Source organism: Micromonospora sp. ZG13, from assembly GCF_059359355.1.
Genome location: NZ_JCADBQ010000006.1, coordinates 325,780 through 344,614, shown reverse-complemented (window position 1 = coordinate 344,614; position 18,835 = coordinate 325,780). Strand labels below are relative to the sequence as shown.

Below are 18,835 nucleotides of genomic sequence, written 5' to 3'. Positions count from 1 at the left end.
GCGGGACGCGCGCCCGCCGACTACGCCGCGCGCCGGGCCGGCCGGGAGCCCGACCCGCCGCGCCGGCCGCCGTACGCGGACTTCGTGCGGCGGTGGGGCACGCGCGACCCGAGCGCCGGCGACGCGTTCTCGGAGGAACACCTCGCCGGGGCCCCGGAGGTCCCGCACCCGGGCCGGGCGCAGCACGGTGACGTTGCCCCGGCTGTGCGCCGCGGCCAACAGCGCCGGGTCCAGCACCTCGCGGGGCACGCCCATCCGGCACGAGTAGACGTCCTCGCGCGGGTAGACCGCTCGACGACCTCGTCGCCGATGCGCTGGGTGTCGTCGTAGGTGGGCGGGGCCCCGCAGGCCAGGACCGTCCCCAGCAGGCCCCGCTCGGCCCGCGCGAGGTTGCCGGAGCGGTCCCAGGTGGACTGCCGCGGCCAGATCGCGGTGGTCCGCGAGGCGTCCAGGGCGAGGACGCGCCCGGCGTACGGCGCGAGGGCCCAGGCGGTGGACGCTCCGGCCACCGGCCATGACGACCTCCCAGTGGCCGACGATCACGCCGGCACCGACTCGACGCGGTGCTGCTCGGGCGGGCTCCCGACGTCGTCACGCGACACGGCTCAGCCTCCGATCCGCACCCGACCCGGGGAAGGGAGCGGCCCGGCGGGCAGCCCCGGGCAGCGGGTGCCGGGACGGCTGCCCCGGGCCCCGCGCGGGGCGGGCGGCCGGGTGCGCGCAGCCCGTCGCAGAGACCTCGTTTGTTACTGGCGGATTACCCAAGACCATTAAATTCACCCAGGTCAGCGGGCTCGCGTGCGGGACGTGGGGTGCAATGTGAACAGTCAGACGATCGCCCGGCCGGAGCCCCGGCTCGAGGTCCGGAATCTCCGGTGGCGACAGCTGTGGGCGGGCGCGCGGCTGCTCGCCGAGGCGTACGAAGACGGCGCCATCTGGGCCGCCGCCGGCTCGCTGCCCCGGTGGCAGCGCCGGTCGGCGCTGACCGCCCTCTATTTGGCGGAACTGGTGATCGCCCAGCTGATGAGCTCGGGCATCACCCTCGCCGCGTACCGTGCCGACCGGCTCGACGGGATCCTCGTCCTCTACGGCGACGAGCGCACCACGCCGTGGTGGGGTTGGGCGCTGCGCTCGGTGGCGTGCCTGCTGGCCGGGCCGCGGGCCGTGGTGCACGCCGTCCGGATCTCCAACGCGCTGGACCGGATGCGCCCCAGCCGCCCGCACGTGTGGTTCGCGGTGCTCGGCCGGCGGGTCGACTCGGTCGGCGTCGGCTACGTCCTCATCCGCGCCGGCCAGGCGCGGGCGGACGCCCTCGGCCTGCCCGGCTACCTGGAGACCTCGGCCGGCCCGGAGCAGGTGCAGATCAACGAGATGCTCGGCTGGACCTCGGTCGACGAGTACGTGCTGAGCACCGGGAGCGTCATCAAGACGATGTGGCGCGACAGGACGGCTCCGTCGTGACCGCGGCCGGATTGTGTCGCGGGCTCGACACGCTCTTCGCGGTCCCGCCGGAGCACCGGCTCGACGACGTCGACCGCGTCACGGCCCGGCAGGTGCTCGGTTGCGACGACCACACGCTGTCCGAGCTGCTGGACCGTGGCCTCCCGGCCAGCGGCGACGCGGGCGAGGAACGCTTCGACTCGCGCGACCTGTTCAACCTGGCGCTGTACTCCGGTACCGGCACGACGGTGCCGGAGCAGGCCTTCGCCTACTCGCTGCGGTGGATGCGCGCGTCGACCGAGGAGCTGCTCTCGCCCCGCGCCTCCCGGTTCGCGCTGAGCGTCGCGTGCGCCGCCGACGCGTGCGGCCCGCAGCCGACCAGCGTGCTCGCCCTGCCGCGCCCCGAGCGCTGCGGCGGCGCGGTGCACGACCTGACGGTCGAGCCCACCGGCGGCACGGTCGGGCCGGACGACGACACCGTCACCCGTACGGCGTCGCAGCTCGCCGTCACCGCCACCGTCCACACCCGCGGCGAGCGGGCCGAGCTGCGCTCACCGGAGCTGCGCGCGATCGCCGCCGAGTTCGCCGCCATGGACCTGCGCTGGGTCAAGCTGCCCGAGGCCCTGAGCGACGACGTCGACCTGGTGACCACGCGCGGCGTGGCGAGCTGCGACTCGGCGAGCCGGTACCTGGCCGGGCTCTGCGACCGGGCCGGCTTCGCGGCGGTCACCCGGATCGGCTGGGTGGTCGGCATGCTCGACCTGGTCCACGCGTGGGTCGAGGTCGAGGACGACGACGGGGCGACCAAGGTCATCGACCCGGTCTTCGCGCTCTTCTCCGCCACCGTGCGCGACGCCAACCCGCTGCTGCGCGACCCGGCCGTCGCGCTGCGCACCAACCGCCTCATCCCGACCGGCCTGTCCACCGGAGGGACCGTCGCCGCGCACCGCTGCGCCGGCGGACCGACGGCGGCCCGGGTCACCACGAAGATCCTCCCCGCACCGACGCGCCCCCAGGAGGGGTCATGAGCACGACCGAGACGGTTCCCGAGTTCCTCACCGCGTTCCTGCGCGCCAGATGCCCCGACATCGACTCGGTCGGGGTCGACGAGGACCTCGTGGACACCGGCGTCCTGAACTCGATGCACTTCGTCGAGCTGCTCTACCTGATAGAGGCGGAGCTGGGCACGGAGATCTCCCTCGACGAGGTGAGCACGGACGACTTCCGCACGATTTCGCGGATCACGCGACGTTTCTTCACCCCGGGGCAGGGCCCCGGCGCGACACCCAAGGAGTAGCAATGTTGGAGACCCGTGTCCGCGAGGTGGTGGCCTCGGTGTTCGGTGTCGCGCCGGGCGAGTTGCCCGAGCGGCTGGACCCGGACACCGTGCCGGGCTGGACCTCGCTGCGCCAGATCCAGCTCATGATGGCGCTGGAGAAGGCGTTCGGCATCGAGATCGACCCGAACCTGCTGCCGGCCCTGGCGTCGGGTTCGGCGATCGTGCGTTACCTCGAGGAGACGCTGGCGGTCCCGGACGGGACGAGCCGATGAGGGCGTACCACCCGCAGTTGCGCACCGTGCACGACGTCGTCGCCTTCCACGCCGCGCAGCGCCCGGAGCACCCGGCGGTGCACTGCGAGGACCGTACGGTCAGCTACGCCGAGCTGCACCGGTCGAGCAACCGGACGGCGCACGCCCTGCGGCGCGCGGGGGCGACGGCCGGGAACCGCGTCGCCTACCTGGGCAAGGAGTCCGAGCACTACTACGACGTCCTGTTCGCCTGCGCCAAGACCGGCACCGTGCTGGTGCCCATCAACTGGCGGCTGCGCGCCGGCGAGATCCGCCACATCATGCGCGACTCCGGCAGCACGGTCCTCTTCTGTGACGAGGACCTGCTGGACACCGCCGAGGCGCTGCGGCCGGACCTGCCCGAGCTGCGCGAGGTGGTGTCGCTGGCCGACTTCACCGGCTGGCAGGGCGACGAGGACGGGGATCTGGAGCCGTCCTGGACCGAGGAGCAGCCGCTGGCGCAGGTCTACACCAGCGGCACGACGGGCAATCCCAAGGGCGTCGTGCTGGCCCACCGCAGCTTCTTCGCGGTGCGTGACGCGCTCGCCTCCGAGGGCCTGGACTGGATCGACTGGCGTCCCGACGACGTGAGCCTGATCGGCATCCCCGGCTTCCACATCGGTGGGCTCTGGTGGTCGATCCAGGGCTTCAGCGCCGGCATCACCAACGTGTCGGTCCGGGTGTTCGCCGGACACGAGGCGGTCCGCCTCATCCGCCGGCACGGCGTCACCACGGCGTGCGTCGTACCGGCCCAGTTGCAGATGATGCTCGCGCCGCCCCGGCCCAAGCGGGAGGACTTCGTCTCGCTGCGCAAGATCGTCTACGGCGGGTCGCCGATCTCCGAGGCGCTGCTCGCGCGCAGCATCGAGATGTTCGACTGCGACTTCGCGCAGATCTACGGCCTGTCGGAGAGCGGCAACACCGCGGTCTGCCTGCCGCCGTCGGCGCACGTCGTCGGCGGGCCGCGCATGCAGGCGGCCGGTCTGCCGTACCCGGGCTTCGGTGTGAAGATCATCGACGGTACGGGCCGGGTCCTGCCGCCGTACGAGGTCGGCGAGATCTGCCTGTCCACCCCGGCGCGGATGATCGAGTACCGGGGCCTGCCCGAGGCCACCGCCGCGACCCTGGTCAACGGCTGGCTGCACACCGGCGACGCCGGCTACCTGGACGCCGAGGGCTTCCTGTTCGTCCGCGACCGGATCAAGGACACGATCATCGTGGCCGGCGAGAACGTCTATCCGGCGGAGATCGAGAACGCGGTCAGCGCGTACCCGGGTGTGGTCGAGGCCGCCGCTGTCGCCGTGCCGCACGAGCACTGGGGCGAGGTCGTGCACTGCTTCGTGGTGACCCACCCCGACCAACCCGTGACCGCCCGCGACCTCACCCCGTTCCTGCGGGGGCGGATCGCCGACTTCAAGATCCCGGCGAGCTACGAGTTCGTCGACCAGCTGCCCCGCAACCCCAGCGGAAAGCTCCTCCGCCGGGAGCTGCGTGAAAGGTTCTGGCAGCACCTGGAGCGGCGCGTGGCCTGACGGCCCGCCGGTCCCGTTCTGGCTCCACGACCCTCACCCTTCATGCAAAGGCGGACCCATGCACATCTTCCTGCGACACAACAGCGACCGCATCGCGCTCTCGATGGGTAACCCCAACCGGATCTCGCTCGGCTACTCGGAGGACCCGCGGACGGTCGCGAAGAGACTTCCGCGTCGCGGCAACGACGAGCCGAAGAACGTGCTCCTGCTGGGCGCGAACGGCTTCGTCGGCATGCACATGCTGCGCGAACTCCTCGGCGACGCCCGCGTCGCGACGGTCTACGCCCTGGTACGCCGCAAGGGCGACAAGTCCGGCGAGGACCGCATCGCCCGGCAGCTGCGCAAGTACAAGCTGGAGCTGCCCGACAGCGGGAAGCTGTCCGTCCTGGAGGGCAGCTACCTGGACCCGGCGATGGGCCTCGACCCCGCCACGTACGACGAGCTGCTCACCGAGGTCGACGTGGTCATCGACGCCGCGGGGGCGACGACCCACGACTACCCCTACTCCCGGTACCGCGAGGAGAAGGTTCTGCCGACGCTGCGGCTCGCGGAGTTCTGCCTGCAGAAGCGGTTCAAGACGCTGCACGTCATCGGCTCGGTCGGCAGCGAGGTCTACCAGCAGTGGCGCGACTTCTACCGCAACAGCTTCTTCTACACCGGCTACAGCCGGATGAAGTGGGTCGTCAAGCACATCAGCCTGCGGGCCAACCGCGACGGGGTGCCGATCCACATCTACCAGGCGCCGTTCGCGTTGGGCGGCCCGGGCACCGGGTTCAAGGACCCCGGGATGGAGTACTCGTTCTGGAACATGATCTCCCACATCCTCCAGCTCGGCATGGTCTGGGACTCGGAGGTCACCAGCCCGGTCGTGGCGGGCGACGTGCTGGCCCGGTCCGTGGTGGCCAACGCCCTGTCGAGCGCGCCGAGGGTGATCAGCTACCCGGTGACCCCCGTGACGACCGAGGAGATCGCCGAGCGGTTCAAGCTGAAGCTGGTGCCGTGGGCGACGTTCCGCCGCGAGCTGGTCCGCCAGCACCGCTTCCGGCCCGGTCAGATCGACTGGTCGAAGCCGGTGGCCAGCATCCGGCGCGGCCGGCAGCAGTCGAAGTTCGTCAGCTCCCTGTTCCCCCGGTCGTTCCACACCCTGCTGAACAACATCCACACCGCCGCGTCGAACCCGACGACGGTGCGGATCGACGCCGACCTGCCGTCGATCGACGTCATGGAGAACAACGCCAGGCGGATCCGCAAGCTCGGCAGGTACCTGCCCGAGAACACGCCGGCTCCCGTCGCCGTCGGCGCGAGCGTCCCCGCTCCGGCTCCCGCCCCCGAGCCGGTGGCCGTCGGGGCGGTCTGACGCCCCGCCTCTCCCGGCAGCCGGCCGCTTCCCCCTCCGGGTGGGCAGCGGCCGGCTGCTTTTCACCGCGCCGGAGCGACCGGCTGGCCTGCGCCTCCGACCCGGTCACCGGCCCTGGTTAGCGTCGCCAGGTCAACGCGGCCGGCGACGGCGTCGAGCGGCCGAATTCCGGGCCGAACGCGTCGGTGCGCAGCGTGGCCCCGAATTGCGACGGAGCTTCACGAACGGAATCTTCGCGGCGTCCGCCCTCGCCATAAACCGTCGCGCACACCAATGGCCCATTCATCGCCCACCGGTCGGGAATTGCCTGCCCGGAGGCCGCTCTCTGCCGCCTTTGCGCCTGTTCCACGCCGCCTCCTGGAGGATTCCTCACGGCCGCCTCGCATTCTCATCGACTTCTGCTGCACGTCGGCGAATGAACGGCGATCGACCTCTTGGCAAGGCGTCAACGCATTCGCTACCTTCTTTATGTCGCAAGCGAGAACGGATGGGAGGAGTTGTCATGACGGTGCGCCGACCGCAGACCTGTTCCGCATTCTCGACGGGCTCCACGAAAGCCGCCGAAGACGACTCCCCTGCCGCAGGCGCCAGCCGACCGGCTGCCATCCCGAACGCGTTTCCGCGGCACTGAGGTTCCCCCGTACGCCCGTCTCGAAAGCCGGCGGAGACGGTCCCGTCCAGGGGTGCACGAGCCCACCGCGCCGGAGAGGAGGTACGAGCCATGGCCTTCGACATCGTGATCGTCGAGACGAACGAGGAAGTCCTGAACCACGGGGCCGTCTGACGAGCCCGGTGCCGGACCCGCACGCGGGTCCGGCACCATTTCCGTTCATCGTGCGTGGGAAAGGCATCGGAATGCGTGTACGCCGCCGCGACCAGCTCATCTGCCGCTGGGACAGCGATGCGCTGATGGTCGCCCTGCCCGGCCAGCGCCGATGGCTGCGCGTCACCCCCGACCTGTTCGCCCTGTTGCAGCGCCTGGACGACTACACCGACGTCGACGAGGTCGCCGCCCACTTCGGGGACGAGGCTGCCGAGGCCGCCACCCGGGCGCTCCACCAGCTCCGCGACGCCGGCATCCTCGTGGCCGACACCGACGACGACGCCACCCCGCCCGTCTGGCAGCACTGGGGTCCGGTCGCGTCCCGCATGCACATCGAGGCCCGCGACGCCAACTACCTCGTGGATTCGCCGCGCCGGGACGCCACCGCCGCGCAGATCGTCGCCGACGGCGAGCCCCCGGCACCTTTCAAGCGCTACCCGCACGCCCCGGCCGTGCACCTCCCCCGGCGCGCCCTGCCGCTGCGTTCGCCCGTCGAGGAGGTGTTCGCCGCCCGGCGCACCCACCGCGCGTTCGCCGGGACCCCGGTCGGGATCGACGCGCTCGCCACCGTGCTGGCCTGCACCTTCGCGCCCCAGCGTTTCCTCGACGGCGGCGCCTTCGGCCCGCAGCAGGGGCGCATCAGCGCCTCCGCCGGCGGCCGGCACGAGGTCGAGTGCTACGTGGCCGTCTACGACGTCACCGGGGTGCCGCCCGGCCTCTACCACTACGCTCCCGAGGTGCACCGCCTCGAACTGCTCGACGCCAGCGTCGACCGGCAGCGCATCGCCGCCCTGGCCTACGAGCAGGAGCCCTCCTACCAGGGGGCCTTCACCTGCCTCACCACCACCGTCGCCGCCCGCCTGTCCTGGAAGTACCGGCACCCGCGGGCCTACCGGCTGTGGATGTTCGACGCCGGCCACTACGGTCAGACCTTCGCGCTGACCTGCACCGCACTGGGCCTGGCGCCGTTCCAGACGGTGGCGTTCCACGACAGCGGCGTCGAGGCGATGCTCGGGGTGGATGGCGACCACGAGTTCGCCACCTACCTGCTCTCCGCCGGCAATCCCGCTCCCGGCGACGGCATCCGCCCCGTGGGGCCGGAGTACCCGCCTCCGGCCCGCCTCGCCGCCAGCACGCACCGGTCACCCGCCGACCTGGCGGCCGGCGAGGACCAGCTCGGATGAGCGCGACCGACCGCACCGGCGTCCCCCGTCGTACGCCATGAGCGCCGCCACCAGCCCGGCCACCGTGCCGGTGGAGAAGCTGAGCCAGCATCCGCGGTTCCTGCGGGTGTGGGCCAGCCAGTCCGCCGGAGCGGTCGCCGACCAGATCCTGCCGGTGGCGTTCGCGCTGCACGCCGTGCAGCTCGGGGCCGGCGCCGGCACCATCGCCGTCATCCTCGCCGGCCGGGCGATCGCCCTGGTGGTCTGCCTGCTCGCCGGCGGCATCCTCGCCGACCGCGTCTCGCGGCCCCGGATCCTGTTCACCGCCGACGCGCTGCGCACCGCCATCGTCCTCGGCACGCTCTTCGCCCTCGACGATCTGCCCCTGGCGGCGCTCGGCATCGTCACCGCGCTGTCCGGCGTGGCCGAGTCGCTGTCCCGGCCGGCGATGCGCTCGCTGGTCCCGGCGCTGCTCCCCACCGCCCTGCTGGAACGCGGCAACGCCCTGGTCTCCGCCGTACAGCGCTCCGCGACCCTGCTCGGGGCGCTCGCCGGCGCCGCGATCGTCACCGCCATCGGCATCCACGCCGCGCTGGGCCTGGCCGCCCTCCTCTTCGCGACCGGCGCCCTCGCGGTGCTGGGCGTACGCGACATCGCCGCCGGCAACCGGCCCGGCAGCAGCGTCCTGGCCGACGCCCGGGCCGGCATCGCCACCGTCCGGCGCCGCCCCTGGGTCGCCGCCGTCATGGCCGCCGTGGCGGTCCAGCTCTTCGCCGGCACCGCGCCGAGCCTGACGCTGCTCCCGCTGATCGCGGCGGACCGCCTCGGCGGCGAGCTCGCCTACGGGTTCGTCCTCGCCGCTGCCGCCGCCGGCGCGCTGCCCGCCATCGCCCTGGCCGGCCGGTGGCGGCCCCGCCGGCCCGGCACGGTCAGCATGCTCGCCCTCACCACGTACGCCGCCCTGCCCGGCAGCCTCGCCTTCGCCCTGCCGCTGCCGGTCACGGCCGTCTGCTTCGCGGTCGGCGGATTCGTCGTGGAGATCTACTTCCTCTACTGGCTCTCCGCCCTGCAACGCGAGATCCCCGCCGAGGTGCTCGGCAAGACCCTCGCCCTGGATCAACTCAGCGCCTTCGCCCTGCTGCCGGTCGGGTACGCCCTCACCGGGCCCGCCGTCGCGGCGTTCGGGATCCGGCCCACGCTCCTCGCGGCGGCCGTCCTGACCGCCGCGGCCAGCGCCGTCACGCTGCTGGTCCCCGGGGTCAGCACCTTCAGCGACCCCGCCCGCGCGCGCCGCGGCGAAGCGCCGGTTGGCAACGACCACAGCGGATGATCCATCGGGTACGCGGAAACGGGCCGTGACCGGCTCGCGGCCACGGCCCGTTCCGACGGGGACACCGGTGCCGGGGTCAGCCCGCCCGGACGGCGGCGGCGGTGACGCCGGTGACGCTCCCACCCGACCTGGTGACGTGGTAGGTGACGGTCGTGCCGCTCCAGAAGTGGAAGGTGAGGGTCACCCGGGCACCGTCGTCGACCGCCGCGAAGAACGCCTCGGTCAGCGTGATGCGGTTGCCCGGGTAGTCGGGGGCGAAGGCCACGTCGAACTCCTTGAACGGCGTCCAGTCGTGCGGGCCGGCATTGCGGCCGTCGGCGTACCTCGCCTCCATGGTGGCGAGCTGGTCACCGCGGAACTGGGTCGGGACGGCGAACGAGGTCGTGTTCCCCGTCGCGTTCGACAGCACCGGAGGGTCGTACGTGACGACGTCGATCCGCCACGGCACCCCGGCGGAGAACCGCGCCTGGAGGGTGGCGTTCACCCCGTACGCCCGGTTGCCCACCAGCCGGGTCAGCGCGCTGGCGGTCAGCGTGAGCTGGTTGCCCGACACGGTGTAGTCGCTGCCCCGTACGAGGGCGGTGCCGCCCTGGTACAGCCCCTGGAAGGTGGTGCCGTTCGGGTTCAGCGTCAGCGACCGGGCGGCGACGGAGCCGGTACGCGGCACGTACACCTGATCGGACGAGGCCGTCCCGGAGCGGGTGGTCCAGCTCGACCTGATCTGCGCGAACAGCTCGGGGTCCTTCCACCGCAGGGCGGTGCGGTCGAAGTGCTGTCCGTTGTCCCAGAGCTGCGTGGTGATCTTCTTCGTCCTGGCGTACCAGCCGAGGAACTCGAAGAACTTGAGCTTCTCGCCCTGCTGGATGGTGCCGGTGTGCCGGTCGAAGCCGAGCAGGCCGTACTCGCCGATCACCACCGGGATGCCCCTGGCCACGAAGGCGTTGTGCACCCGGTCGAAGGCGTCGGTCAGGTCCTTCTGGGCGGTGGCGTCGAACCGGGTGCCGCCGGCGACGTTCACGCTGAACGGCCAGTAGCCGTAGAAGTGCACGGTGGCGATGAGGTTGCGGTCGTCGAGCTGGGTGAAGGTGTTCGCCAGCTCGTCGACGCGGGCCTGGTCAGCCGAGGTGTGCAGGGTCGGCAGGACGAGCATGCGGGTGGCGTTGTTGCCGCCGGAGGCCCGCACGATCCGGTGGAAGGACGCGTTCAGCTCGTGCAGCAGCTGCGCGTTCTGGGCGTCGCCGGAGCTGTTGGCGAACTGCGGCTCGTTGACGCTCTCGAAGTGCAGCTTCGGCGAGGCGTCCCGGAACGCGGCCGCGAGCTGGGTCCAGAGCGCGTTGTAGCGGTTGAGGACGGTGCTCCGCTCGGTCGGCATCGCGTTGATCCACTGCCACGAGTCGTGGTGGATGTTGATCATCACGTAGAAGCCGTCGTCCAGGGCCCAGCCGACGACCTCCTTGATCCGGTTCAACCACGCCGGGTCGATCGTGTACGCCGGCGCGGGGCCGTGGTGGTTGCTCCAGGTGACCGGGATCCGGATGCTGTTGAAGCCCTGCGCCCGGACGGCGTCCAACTGCGCCTGGGTGACGCGCGGGTTGCCCCAGGCGGTCTCGTCGCTGCCGACCGCGTCGAAGGTGTTGCCGAGGTTCCAGCCCGGTTGCATCGCGGCCACGTAGGCCAGCGGGTCGCCGGTCGGCGGCGGGGTGGTCGGTGGCGGGGTGGTGGGCGGGACCGTGGTGGGCGGGACCGTGGTCGGCGGGGCCGTGGTGGGACCCACGCCGCCGGTGCAGGTGACGCCGTTGAGGGCGAACACCGCGGGGGCGGTGTTGGCGCCCGACCACGTGCCGTTGAAGCCGAACGACACCGTGGCGTTGGTGCCGATGGCGGCGTTGTAGCCGAGGTTGACCGCGGTGACGTCGGCGCCGACGGAGCTGACGGTGGCGTTCCACGCCGAGGTCACCTGCTGTCCGGCGGGGAACGTCCAGGTCAGACGCCAGCCGTCGATCGGGTCACCGAGGTTGGTCACGGCCACGTTCGCGGTGAGGCCACCGGGCCACTGGTTGGCCGAGTACGCCACCCGGCAGCCGGCCGCCGCGTGCGCGCTCGCCGCGAACGTCAGGCCGAGGCTCACCACCAGCATCGTGAGGACGCCGGTGACCAGGCTCAGGCGCCATCGGGCTGCACTCGTCGTGCCTCGTTTCTCGACCATGACGCTCCTCGCGTGGGTACCGCTGGGACGGGACGGCGGGCGGTGCCGCCCGAACGCGGCCGGCACCCGATCGCGAATCGCAGGTTAAGTTTAGATTCCAAACTTTGTCAATCGGCGTATCTCTATCTGGAAGGCGGCTCCGGCCCGCCGACCGACCTCGCTCCCGGGACGGCACGGGCGCCCCTCGGCCACGGCAGCACCCCCGCGCCCGAGGGGTCAGGGACCCGGGTCGCGAAGCGTGGCCGAGACGTACCGCCCCGCGTCGGGTCCCGCCTGCGCGAGCAGTCCGCCGCCGGGTGCCCACACCGCCGAGCCGCCCGCCGCCCGCTCGAAGCCCCCGCCGGTGGACCCGGCGAAGCTCGCCGCGGCGACCCACACCCGGCGGTCGGCGACGACGCGCCGGGCCCGCTCGGCGGGCACCTGGGCGTCGCGGGCGTGCTCGAGGACGGCGGCGACGTAGACGTCCATGCCGAGCGCCGCCGTGGCGGCGTCGTGCCCGGCGAAGCGGGTGTCGCGGCAGATCGCGAGGCCCAGCCGCCAGCCGTCCACGTCGAGCACCGCGGGTCCCTCGCCGGGGCTGAACCGCTCCTCGGACCGGTGCACGTGCACCTTGCGGTACGCCACGCGCGCGCCGGCCCCGTCGACGGCCAGCATCGCGATGTGCTCGCGGCCCCCCTCGCCGCGAACGGGGGCGCCCACCAGCGCGAGGGAACCCGCCTCGGCACACGCCCGGACGATCGGCGCGAGCCCGGGGTCCCCGGCGGTGACCGCGGGCGCGTCCAGCTCGTATCCGGTCAGCGAGAGCTCGGGGAATACCACCACCCGCGCGAGCGCGGCCCGGACCACGGCGGCGTGCTCGACCGCGTTCGCGGCCACGTCGTACGCCCTGGTGTGCGGCTGGGCGACGGCGACGACGAGCGGCTGACGAAGCATGAGCCCTCCGGAGCTGGACGAGATCCTGCGCGCCGACCGTGGTCGGCGCCTGGCCGGACGGCCGGGTCAGCCGCCGACGGGGAGCACCTGCCGCCAGCCGTCCTCGACGGACCGGCGACAGGCGTCGGGCCGGTCCCCCGAGCTGACGAACAGGGCGGCCAGCAGGTCGGTGCCGTGGTCGAGGGTCTGTCGCGGCAGCGGACCGGTGGCGACCAGGGAGACCAGGCCGTGGCCGACGACCCAGCTCTGGGTGGCCAACTCCAGCGGCTCGACGTCGGCGCGGAACCGACCGGCCGCCCCGCCCCGGGCGGCGGCCCGGACCAGGTACTCCAGCGTGTCGTCCGCCGCCTGGGCGTCCTCGAGGTCGAAGTCGGCGTCGAACATGACCCGGTACAGGTCGGGGTGCTCCAACGCGTTGTGGACGTAGGCGGCGACCAGGGCGGTCAGGTCCCGGACCGGGTCCTGGGACGTCGGCACCGTGGCGAGTCGGGCCCCGAGGCGGGTGAAGCCCTCCTGCCGTACGGCCTTCCACATGCCGTCCATCCCGCCGAAGTGGGTGTAGACGGCCATCGTCGACACGCACGTCCCGGCGACCAGCGAGCGGAGGGTGACGGGTTCGCGGGTGCGGAGCATGTGCGCGGCGCGCTCGATGAGCAGGGTGCGTACCGCCGGATCCTTCGTCCTCGCCATGCCACGACGATACATAACATAGCTGTGCTATGTTTCGGCGGACACCCGGCTTCGAGGACAAGGAAGAAACGTGGCCATCACCCTGGTGAACCCCGAAGGACTGCCGACGGTCGACCTCTACCGGCAGGTGTCCGTCGCCACCGGCACGAAGCTGGTCTTCACCGCCGGCCAGGTCGCCGTCGACGCCGACGGCAACACGGTCGGCGCGGGCGACTACGCCGCCCAGGCGGAACAGTGCTACCTCAACGTGGCCACCGCCCTGGCCGCGGCCGGCGCCACCTTCGCCGACGTGGCGAAGCTGACCGCCTACGTCGTCGACTGGACGCCCGACAAGATGCCCGCGCTGATGGAGGGGATCGCCCGGGCCGCCGCGAAACTCGGCGTCACCTCGGCCCCGCCGTTCACGGGGCTCGGCATCAGCGCGCTCGCCGGCCCCGATCTCCTCGTGGAGATCGAAGCCACCGCGGTCGTCGACTGAACCGGCGCGACACGGGTCGAACGGAAGCCTGAGGCGGCGCAGCTCCGCACCCCCGAGGGCGTCCGGGCCGGCGACGTCAGCGGTTGCGAGGGGCGACCAGACCGGATTCGTAGGCGAGGACGACGAGTTGGGCGCGGTCCCGGGCGTGGAGCTTGGCCATCGCCCGGTTGACGTGGGTCTTCGCGGTCAGCGGGCTGATCACCAGACGCTCGGCGATCTCCTCGTTGGACAGGCCCTTCGCCACCAGGGCGACGGTCTCGCGTTCGCGGTTCGTCAGCCCCCGCAGCCCCGCCTCGGCACCGTCGTGGAGCGGTTCGCTGACGTACCTGTCGATCAGCCTGCGCGTGATCGACGGCGCCAGCAGCGCGTCGCCGCGCGCGGCGACCCGTACGGCGTGCAGGAGGTCCTCCGGTTGGATGTCCTTGACGAGGAAGCCGGCCGCGCCAGCGCGCAGCGCGTGGAAGACGTGTTCGTCGAGGCCGTAGTTGGTCAGGATGACGACGTGCACCCGGGCCAGGGCCGGGTCGGCGACGATGCGGCGGGTCGTCTCGATGCCGTCCATGACCGGCATCTGGATGTCGACGAGCGCGATGTCGGGCAGGCGTTCCCTGGCGAGCGCCAGGCCCTCCTCGCCATCGGCGGCCTCGGCCACCACCTCGATGTCGTCTTCCGCGTCGAGCAGCGCGCGGAAGCCGCTGCGCAGGAGCGGCTGGTCGTCGACCAGCAGGACGCGGATCATGCCGTTCCGCCCACGGGGAGCTCGGCGTGGACGGTGAAGCCGCCCCCGTTGCGGGGCTCCGCGCGCAGCCGGCCCCCGAGGGCGGTGACGCGTTCGCGCATCCCGAGCAGTCCGATGCCCGGCACCGGGGGCGCGTCCGGCGTGGCCCTGCCGTCGTCGTCGACGCGGATCGCGAGAACGTCCGGCCGGTAGTCGACGCGGACCGACGCCGTGGCGGCAGCGGCGTGACGGGCGACGTTGGTGAGGGACTCCTGGACGATCCGGTAGGCGGTCCGGTCGACCGCGACGGGCAAGTCCTGCCGCCGCCCCGCGATGGTCAACGTCGCGTCCAGACCGGACACCCGGGCACGTCGCACCAGGTCCGGTAGGTGCGCGAGCCCGTGCGGCGGGGTCCTGCCGTCGTCGCGCAGCGCCTCCAGGGTCGCTCGCAGCTCCCGGGCGGCCTCCCGGCCGGCCTCCTGGATCACCAGCAGGGCCTCCGGCACCGGTTCGCCCCGCCTGCGGGCCAGGTGGACGGCCACCTCGGCCTGCACCTTGATGACCGAGATCTGGTGGGTGAGCGTGTCGTGCAGCTCCCGCGCCATGTGCAGCCGTTCCTCGTCGGCGCGGCGCAGCGCCGCCTCCTCCCGGGTGCGTTCAGCTTCGTCCGCGCGCCGCTCGGCCTGCCGCAGCGCCTCGCCCGCCGCCCCGGCGGCGACCAGCCAGGCCAGCTCCAGTGCGCCCCGGGACCGGACGAGCGCCTCGCCCAGGGACAGGTCCGACGGCGGGGCGAGGGCCGCGAGCGGCAGAGCGGCCAGCATCGCCACCGCCGCCACGATCGTGACGACGCGGTGCCCGGCCCGTACGGCGGCGTACACCGCGAACAGGAACGCGACGGCGGGCACGTCGAGGCCGAGCGCCTGGTGGCCCGCCGCGCACAGCCCGGTGACGGCCAGGACCGCGACGGGAGCGCGCCGTGCGGCAGCCAACGCCAGGCCGCCGGCCACCAACAGCGCGTAGCCGAGCGGGTCGGCGTCGGGTCGGTCCCCGGACAGCCCCGCGACCAGCAGCGTCGCCGCCACGCCGACGGCGACCGCCCAGTCTCTGACACCGGCCGGAACGCCGGACCGTCCTGTGCGCATGGGCGCACCTTAGCCAGATCCCGCCGCCCGCGACTCCTCCTGGCAGCCGAGCGGCCGCCTGCCGCGCCCGCGGTACGCGCGCCGTCGCCTACCGCGTCCGCGGTAGCCGCCTGCGGCGGCCACGGCAGCGCGAACCGCATCCGTACGCACGACGACCGGCGGCGTGCCCGGCGACATGATCGGGCGACATCCGAAGCTCGGCAACGAGACGCACGCAGGAGGAGACGACATGAGCTCGTCACGAACCTTGAAGTCGGCCCGGCTGATGCTGGCCGCCGCCGTGGCCGCCCCGCTCGGCGGGCTCGGGCTCGCCGCGCCGGCGGCCGCACACGTGGCGACCCGACCGGCGGCCGCCGAGGCGTACGCCATGAGCGCCGGACGGCTCACGGCGGCCGCCGCCGGCGTGCTGGCGCTGGCCGGCGTGATCGTCGGTGGGCTGGCCCTGGCCCGCCCCACCAGTCGGATCGGCACCGGCGCCGGGCGGCTCGGCGCCACCCTGGCCCTGGCGGCGGCGCTGACCGGCATGGCCCTCGGCGCCGTGGTGGTGCTCACCGCCGACAGCGGCATCGGCACCGGCAACGGGCGGGGCGGAGCCTACCTGGCCCTGGTGCTGGGGCTGGCCGCCACGGTCCTCGGCGGGCTCGCCATGGTTCGCTCCCGGCGCACCGGCTGACCGCCGCGACGACCGGCCGGGACGGGGTGGGCGCCGCGGCGCGGGCAGCCGTGGCCGCGGCGCCGACCGGATCGGCGGACCGCCCCCGTCACCGCCGGCCGAGGACCTTGTGCAGCCAGGTGAGTTGTTCGAGCTGATGCGCCGCCTCGCCGCCTTCGTGGTCGTTGAACTCGTACACGCGCAGCTCCTTCTCGCCGCCGTAGCGGTGGTAGGCGGCGAAACAGGTCGAGGGCGGGCAGACCTGGTCCAGCATCGCGATGGAGAACAGCGCGGGCGCGGTCGCGCGGGGCGCGAGCACGGCGGCGTCGAAGTAGGACAACGTGCGGAACACCCGGCCGGCCCGGTCGCGGTGCAGCTTCAGGTATTCGGCGATCTCGCCGTAGGGGCCGCGGAGGGCGACCTGCACGCCACGGCGGAAGTCGCACAGGAACGGCACGTCGGGCATGGCCGCCGCCACGCCCGGGAACAGCGCCGCCACCTCCAGCGCCAGGCCACCGCCCTGGCTGACGCCCGTGACGGCGACGCGGTCGGCGTCGACGGCGGGATGTTCCCGCGCGGCGCGGGCGAACCGCACGGCGTCGGTGATCAGCCTGCGGTAGTAGAAGTCGTCGGGATCGGTGACGCCGCGCGTGAGGAAGCCGGGCACGGTGCCGCCCGGATGAGGGTGCGGGTCGGCGGTGCTGCCGGCGGCGGCGCTCCAGCCCTGGCCCCGGGTGTCCATGATCAGATGCGCGAAGCCGGCCGCCGCCCAGAACAGCTTCTCGTGCGGCAGGCCGCGGCCTCGGCCGTAACCGAGGTACTCGACCACGCACGGCAGCGGCCCTGCGACGTTCGTGGGCAGGTGCAACCAGCCGTGCACGGGCTCGCCACCGTATCCGGGGACGGTGACCGAGAATGTACGGACCTGGGTGAGGCCGGTGTCGACGGGTTCGTACGCCGCCGGTCCCGCCCCGCCGTCACCCAGCGTCCGCGCCCAGAAGGCGTCCAGGTCCTCGGGAACGGCCAGTTCGGGCCGGTACGCCCGGCAGTCGGCGAGGGTCAGATCGCTCAGCGCCACAGTGTGACCTCCGTGCCAGACAGGATCGTCGGGTGTCGTCGTGCGGGTGCGACCGGCGACGACGGCCGAGGGGCGGCCGCCGTACGCCCCGGTCGCTATCGGGCGCCGGCCATGGCGGACGCGAACCAGCCGGTGATGGTGGTGGGGTGGGTGATCGCCGTGCCGACCACCACCGCCCACGCGCCGGCCCGCAGCGCCTGCGCCGCCTGCGCGGGGGTGTGGATGCGGCCCTCCGCGACCACCGGCACGTCGACCTCGCGGGCGAGCCGGGCGACCAGGTCCAGGTCCGGGCCGGGCTGCTTGCGGGTGTACGCCGTGTAGCCGGCCAGGGTGGTGCCCACCAGGTCTGCGCCCGCCTCGGCGGCGGCCACCCCCTCCTCGAAGGTGGCGCAGTCGGCCATCACCAGGGCCCCGGTCCGCTCGTGGACGGCGGCGACGGTCTCGCCGAGGGTACGGCCGTCGGGCCGCGGCCGGGACGTGCCGTCGAGCGCGACGACGTGCGCGCCGGCGCGGGCCACGGCCAGCGCGTGGTCGAGCGTCGGGGTGATGAAGACGTCGTCGTCGCCGTCCTTCCAGAGCCCGATCAGCGGGAGGCCGACCGCGTCCCGGATGGCCGCGATGTCCGCCAGCCCCTGGGCGCGGATGCCGGCGGCGCCGCCGGCGGCGGCGGCGAGGGCGACCCGGCGCATCGTTTCCGGGTCGCGCATCGGCTCACCCGGGTACGCCTGGCAGGAGACCACCAGGCGGTGGCGCAGCTGTGCGACGAGCGCGTTCATGCGACGGTCTCCCAGGCGAGCGAGGCGGCGCCGAGCAGGGGTGCGTCGGCGCCGAGGGTCGAGGCCAGCACGGGCACGTCCGCCAGGCCGGGCAGCGTCTCCCGCCGTACGGCGTCGCGAAGTGCCCGCCACCATGGCTCGCCGAGCCCGGTGACGCCGCCGCCGACCACCACGGCGTGCGGGTCGAGCACGTTGACCAGCCCGCCGACGGCCGAGCCGACGGCCGCCCCGCCCAGCCGGACGACCTCCCGGGCCGTGTCGTCGCCGCCCTCGGCGCGGGCGGCCACGGACCGCAGGTCGTCGACCGGCCGGCCGGTGCGCCGCGCGTACTCCTCGGCGAGGCCGGGCCCGGCGGCGATCGCTTCGAGGTGCCCGAGCCGGCCGCAGGTGCAGGGCAGCGACCCCGCGTACGGGGAGGGCTGGTGACCGGCGTGGCCGGCCGCGCTGTGGGCGCCGGCGAGCACGCCGCCGCCGACGACGAACGAGGCGCCGATGCCGGTGCCGACGGCGACGAAGAGCATCGTCTCGTGCCCGGCCGCCGGGCCGTGACGCGCCTCGCCGAGGGCGTGCGCGTGCACGTCGTTGATGACGGCCACGGGCAGGCCCGTCAGCTCCCGCAGCCGCCCGGCCAGGTCGGTGCCGGCCCAGCCGGTCAGCACGTCGGTGGCCGAGAGCACCCGGCCCGTCCGGCTGTCGACCACCCCGGCGCTGCCGACCCCGAGGGCGCGTACGCGTGTCCCCGGCGCCCTCGCCCTCAGCCGGTGGACGAGGTCGGCGGCGGTGGCGAGGACGGCGCTGGCGCCCGCCCTGCCCGGGGTGGCGGCGGTGATCCGTTCGAGGACGAGCCCCTGCCCCGTCACGAGGGCGGCTGCCGTCTTCGTACCCCCGATGTCGAGCGCGGCGACCGCCTCGTCGGCGCCGGCTCCGCGATCGCGTGCCTCGGACATG

General features: G+C 73.5%; 19 protein-coding genes. 10 read left to right on the top strand and 9 right to left on the bottom strand.

Translation table 11 applies throughout. The features are described 5' to 3' along the window. The first annotated feature begins 819 nt into the window (after nt 1–819). From AC5L34_RS16350 to AC5L34_RS16325, 6 genes are read left to right on the top strand one after another with little or no spacing between them, the layout of a single operon-like run. Entirely contained in the window at nt 820–1,461 is a 642-nt protein-coding gene (locus AC5L34_RS16350) for a hypothetical protein (RefSeq protein ID WP_441175821.1), read from the top strand. Beyond that, a complete protein-coding gene (locus AC5L34_RS16345) occupies nt 1,458–2,468 on the top strand; it encodes a hypothetical protein (protein WP_441175822.1) in 1,011 nt (336 codons plus the stop codon). The genes AC5L34_RS16350 and AC5L34_RS16345 overlap by 4 nt, the downstream gene beginning before the upstream one ends. Further along, nucleotides 2,465–2,737 (top strand): acyl carrier protein, encoded by a 273-nt coding sequence (locus AC5L34_RS16340; protein ID WP_101410912.1) that lies wholly within the window; start codon nt 2,465–2,467, stop codon nt 2,735–2,737. The genes AC5L34_RS16345 and AC5L34_RS16340 overlap by 4 nt, the downstream gene beginning before the upstream one ends. 2 nt (nt 2,738–2,739) lie before the next feature. Next, nucleotides 2,740–2,991, top strand: coding sequence for an acyl carrier protein (locus AC5L34_RS16335; RefSeq protein ID WP_357720293.1), 252 nt, complete (start codon nt 2,740–2,742; stop codon nt 2,989–2,991). Next, the gene (locus AC5L34_RS16330) at nt 2,988–4,541 is read left to right on the top strand and encodes a long-chain-fatty-acid--CoA ligase (RefSeq protein WP_441175823.1); all 1,554 of its coding nucleotides are present in this window, start codon (nt 2,988–2,990) and stop codon (nt 4,539–4,541) included. The genes AC5L34_RS16335 and AC5L34_RS16330 overlap by 4 nt, the downstream gene beginning before the upstream one ends. Nucleotides 4,542–4,599: 58 nt before the next feature. Continuing rightward, nucleotides 4,600–5,898 carry an SDR family oxidoreductase gene (locus AC5L34_RS16325; RefSeq protein ID WP_441175824.1) on the top strand — a complete coding sequence of 433 codons (1,299 nt, stop codon included), beginning with the start codon at nt 4,600–4,602 and terminating at the stop codon, nt 5,896–5,898. A 118-nt stretch (nt 5,899–6,016) separates the two neighbouring features. On the opposite strand, the gene AC5L34_RS16320 is transcribed toward AC5L34_RS16325, so the two are convergent. Further along, nucleotides 6,017–6,247: a hypothetical protein gene (locus tag AC5L34_RS16320; protein ID WP_494825736.1), complete on the bottom strand. Its 231-nt coding sequence runs from the start codon at nt 6,245–6,247 to the stop codon at nt 6,017–6,019. Between the two features lie 506 nt (nt 6,248–6,753). Here AC5L34_RS16320 and AC5L34_RS16315 point away from each other — a divergent pair. Together AC5L34_RS16315 and AC5L34_RS16310 are read left to right on the top strand one after the other, a co-directional pair. Beyond that, nucleotides 6,754–7,905 carry a SagB/ThcOx family dehydrogenase gene (locus AC5L34_RS16315; protein ID WP_441175825.1) on the top strand — a complete coding sequence of 384 codons (1,152 nt, stop codon included), beginning with the start codon at nt 6,754–6,756 and terminating at the stop codon, nt 7,903–7,905. A 37-nt stretch (nt 7,906–7,942) separates the two neighbouring features. After that, nucleotides 7,943–9,214 carry an MFS transporter gene (locus AC5L34_RS16310; protein WP_441175826.1) on the top strand — a complete coding sequence of 424 codons (1,272 nt, stop codon included), beginning with the start codon at nt 7,943–7,945 and terminating at the stop codon, nt 9,212–9,214. A 76-nt stretch (nt 9,215–9,290) separates the two neighbouring features. On the opposite strand, the gene AC5L34_RS16305 is transcribed toward AC5L34_RS16310, so the two are convergent. The 3 genes from AC5L34_RS16305 to AC5L34_RS16295 all read right to left on the bottom strand — a co-directional run bounded on the left by AC5L34_RS16305 (nt 9,291) and on the right by AC5L34_RS16295 (nt 13,043). Continuing rightward, nucleotides 9,291–11,420 carry a cellulase family glycosylhydrolase gene (locus AC5L34_RS16305; protein WP_494825733.1) on the bottom strand — a complete coding sequence of 710 codons (2,130 nt, stop codon included), beginning with the start codon at nt 11,418–11,420 and terminating at the stop codon, nt 9,291–9,293. A gap of 216 nt (nt 11,421–11,636) precedes the next feature. Continuing rightward, nucleotides 11,637–12,353: a carbon-nitrogen hydrolase family protein gene (locus AC5L34_RS16300; protein WP_441175828.1), complete on the bottom strand. Its 717-nt coding sequence runs from the start codon at nt 12,351–12,353 to the stop codon at nt 11,637–11,639. Between the two features lie 66 nt (nt 12,354–12,419). Continuing rightward, a complete protein-coding gene (locus tag AC5L34_RS16295; RefSeq protein ID WP_494825731.1) occupies nt 12,420–13,043 on the bottom strand; it encodes a TetR/AcrR family transcriptional regulator in 624 nt (207 codons plus the stop codon). 70 nt (nt 13,044–13,113) lie between these two features. Here AC5L34_RS16295 and AC5L34_RS16290 point away from each other — a divergent pair, with 70 nt between their 5' ends. After that, the gene (locus tag AC5L34_RS16290) at nt 13,114–13,521 is read left to right on the top strand and encodes a RidA family protein (RefSeq protein WP_441175830.1); all 408 of its coding nucleotides are present in this window, start codon (nt 13,114–13,116) and stop codon (nt 13,519–13,521) included. Nucleotides 13,522–13,597: 76 nt separating this feature from the next. On the opposite strand, the gene AC5L34_RS16285 is transcribed toward AC5L34_RS16290, so the two are convergent. Both AC5L34_RS16285 and AC5L34_RS16280 read right to left on the bottom strand, forming a co-directional pair. Then, nucleotides 13,598–14,260, bottom strand: coding sequence for a response regulator (locus AC5L34_RS16285; protein ID WP_441175831.1), 663 nt, complete (start codon nt 14,258–14,260; stop codon nt 13,598–13,600). Then, nucleotides 14,257–15,381, bottom strand: a complete 1,125-nt coding sequence (locus tag AC5L34_RS16280; protein WP_494825729.1) for a sensor histidine kinase — start codon at nt 15,379–15,381, stop codon at nt 14,257–14,259. The genes AC5L34_RS16285 and AC5L34_RS16280 overlap by 4 nt, the downstream gene beginning before the upstream one ends. 229 nt (nt 15,382–15,610) lie before the next feature. Here AC5L34_RS16280 and AC5L34_RS16275 point away from each other — a divergent pair, with 229 nt between their 5' ends. Further along, a complete protein-coding gene (locus tag AC5L34_RS16275; protein WP_441175834.1) occupies nt 15,611–16,054 on the top strand; it encodes a DUF6223 family protein in 444 nt (147 codons plus the stop codon). 88 nt (nt 16,055–16,142) lie between these two features. On the opposite strand, the gene AC5L34_RS16270 is transcribed toward AC5L34_RS16275, so the two are convergent. The 3 genes from AC5L34_RS16270 to AC5L34_RS16260 all read right to left on the bottom strand — a co-directional run bounded on the left by AC5L34_RS16270 (nt 16,143) and on the right by AC5L34_RS16260 (nt 18,834). Beyond that, nucleotides 16,143–17,111 (bottom strand): acetylxylan esterase, encoded by a 969-nt coding sequence (locus tag AC5L34_RS16270; protein ID WP_441175835.1) that lies wholly within the window; start codon nt 17,109–17,111, stop codon nt 16,143–16,145. Between the two features lie 95 nt (nt 17,112–17,206). Continuing rightward, nucleotides 17,207–17,887, bottom strand: a complete 681-nt coding sequence (locus AC5L34_RS16265; protein ID WP_441175836.1) for an N-acetylmannosamine-6-phosphate 2-epimerase — start codon at nt 17,885–17,887, stop codon at nt 17,207–17,209. Further along, the gene (locus AC5L34_RS16260) at nt 17,884–18,834 is read right to left on the bottom strand and encodes an ROK family protein (protein ID WP_494825727.1); all 951 of its coding nucleotides are present in this window, start codon (nt 18,832–18,834) and stop codon (nt 17,884–17,886) included. The genes AC5L34_RS16265 and AC5L34_RS16260 overlap by 4 nt, the downstream gene beginning before the upstream one ends. Nucleotide 18,835: the final 1 nt, after the last annotated feature.

Excerpts from the sequence above, each read along its gene's own strand:
- AC5L34_RS16335 (WP_357720293.1), top strand. The coding sequence starts at position 2,740 with ATGTTGGAGACCCGTGTCCGCGAGGTGGTGGCCTCGGTGTTCGGTGTC.
- AC5L34_RS16295 (WP_494825731.1), bottom strand. The coding sequence starts at position 13,043 with ATGGCGAGGACGAAGGATCCGGCGGTACGCACCCTGCTCATCGAGCGC.
- AC5L34_RS16305 (WP_494825733.1), bottom strand. The coding sequence starts at position 11,420 with ATGGTCGAGAAACGAGGCACGACGAGTGCAGCCCGATGGCGCCTGAGC.
- AC5L34_RS16280 (WP_494825729.1), bottom strand. The coding sequence starts at position 15,381 with ATGCGCACAGGACGGTCCGGCGTTCCGGCCGGTGTCAGAGACTGGGCG.
- AC5L34_RS16285 (WP_441175831.1), bottom strand. The coding sequence starts at position 14,260 with ATGATCCGCGTCCTGCTGGTCGACGACCAGCCGCTCCTGCGCAGCGGC.
- AC5L34_RS16260 (WP_494825727.1), bottom strand. The coding sequence starts at position 18,834 with ATGTCCGAGGCACGCGATCGCGGAGCCGGCGCCGACGAGGCGGTCGCC.
- AC5L34_RS16315 (WP_441175825.1), top strand. The coding sequence starts at position 6,754 with ATGCGTGTACGCCGCCGCGACCAGCTCATCTGCCGCTGGGACAGCGAT.
- AC5L34_RS16340 (WP_101410912.1), top strand. The coding sequence starts at position 2,465 with ATGAGCACGACCGAGACGGTTCCCGAGTTCCTCACCGCGTTCCTGCGC.
- AC5L34_RS16325 (WP_441175824.1), top strand. The coding sequence starts at position 4,600 with ATGCACATCTTCCTGCGACACAACAGCGACCGCATCGCGCTCTCGATG.
- AC5L34_RS16330 (WP_441175823.1), top strand. The coding sequence starts at position 2,988 with ATGAGGGCGTACCACCCGCAGTTGCGCACCGTGCACGACGTCGTCGCC.
- AC5L34_RS16275 (WP_441175834.1), top strand. The coding sequence starts at position 15,611 with ATGAGCTCGTCACGAACCTTGAAGTCGGCCCGGCTGATGCTGGCCGCC.
- AC5L34_RS16265 (WP_441175836.1), bottom strand. The coding sequence starts at position 17,887 with ATGAACGCGCTCGTCGCACAGCTGCGCCACCGCCTGGTGGTCTCCTGC.
- AC5L34_RS16300 (WP_441175828.1), bottom strand. The coding sequence starts at position 12,353 with ATGCTTCGTCAGCCGCTCGTCGTCGCCGTCGCCCAGCCGCACACCAGG.
- AC5L34_RS16310 (WP_441175826.1), top strand. The coding sequence starts at position 7,943 with ATGAGCGCCGCCACCAGCCCGGCCACCGTGCCGGTGGAGAAGCTGAGC.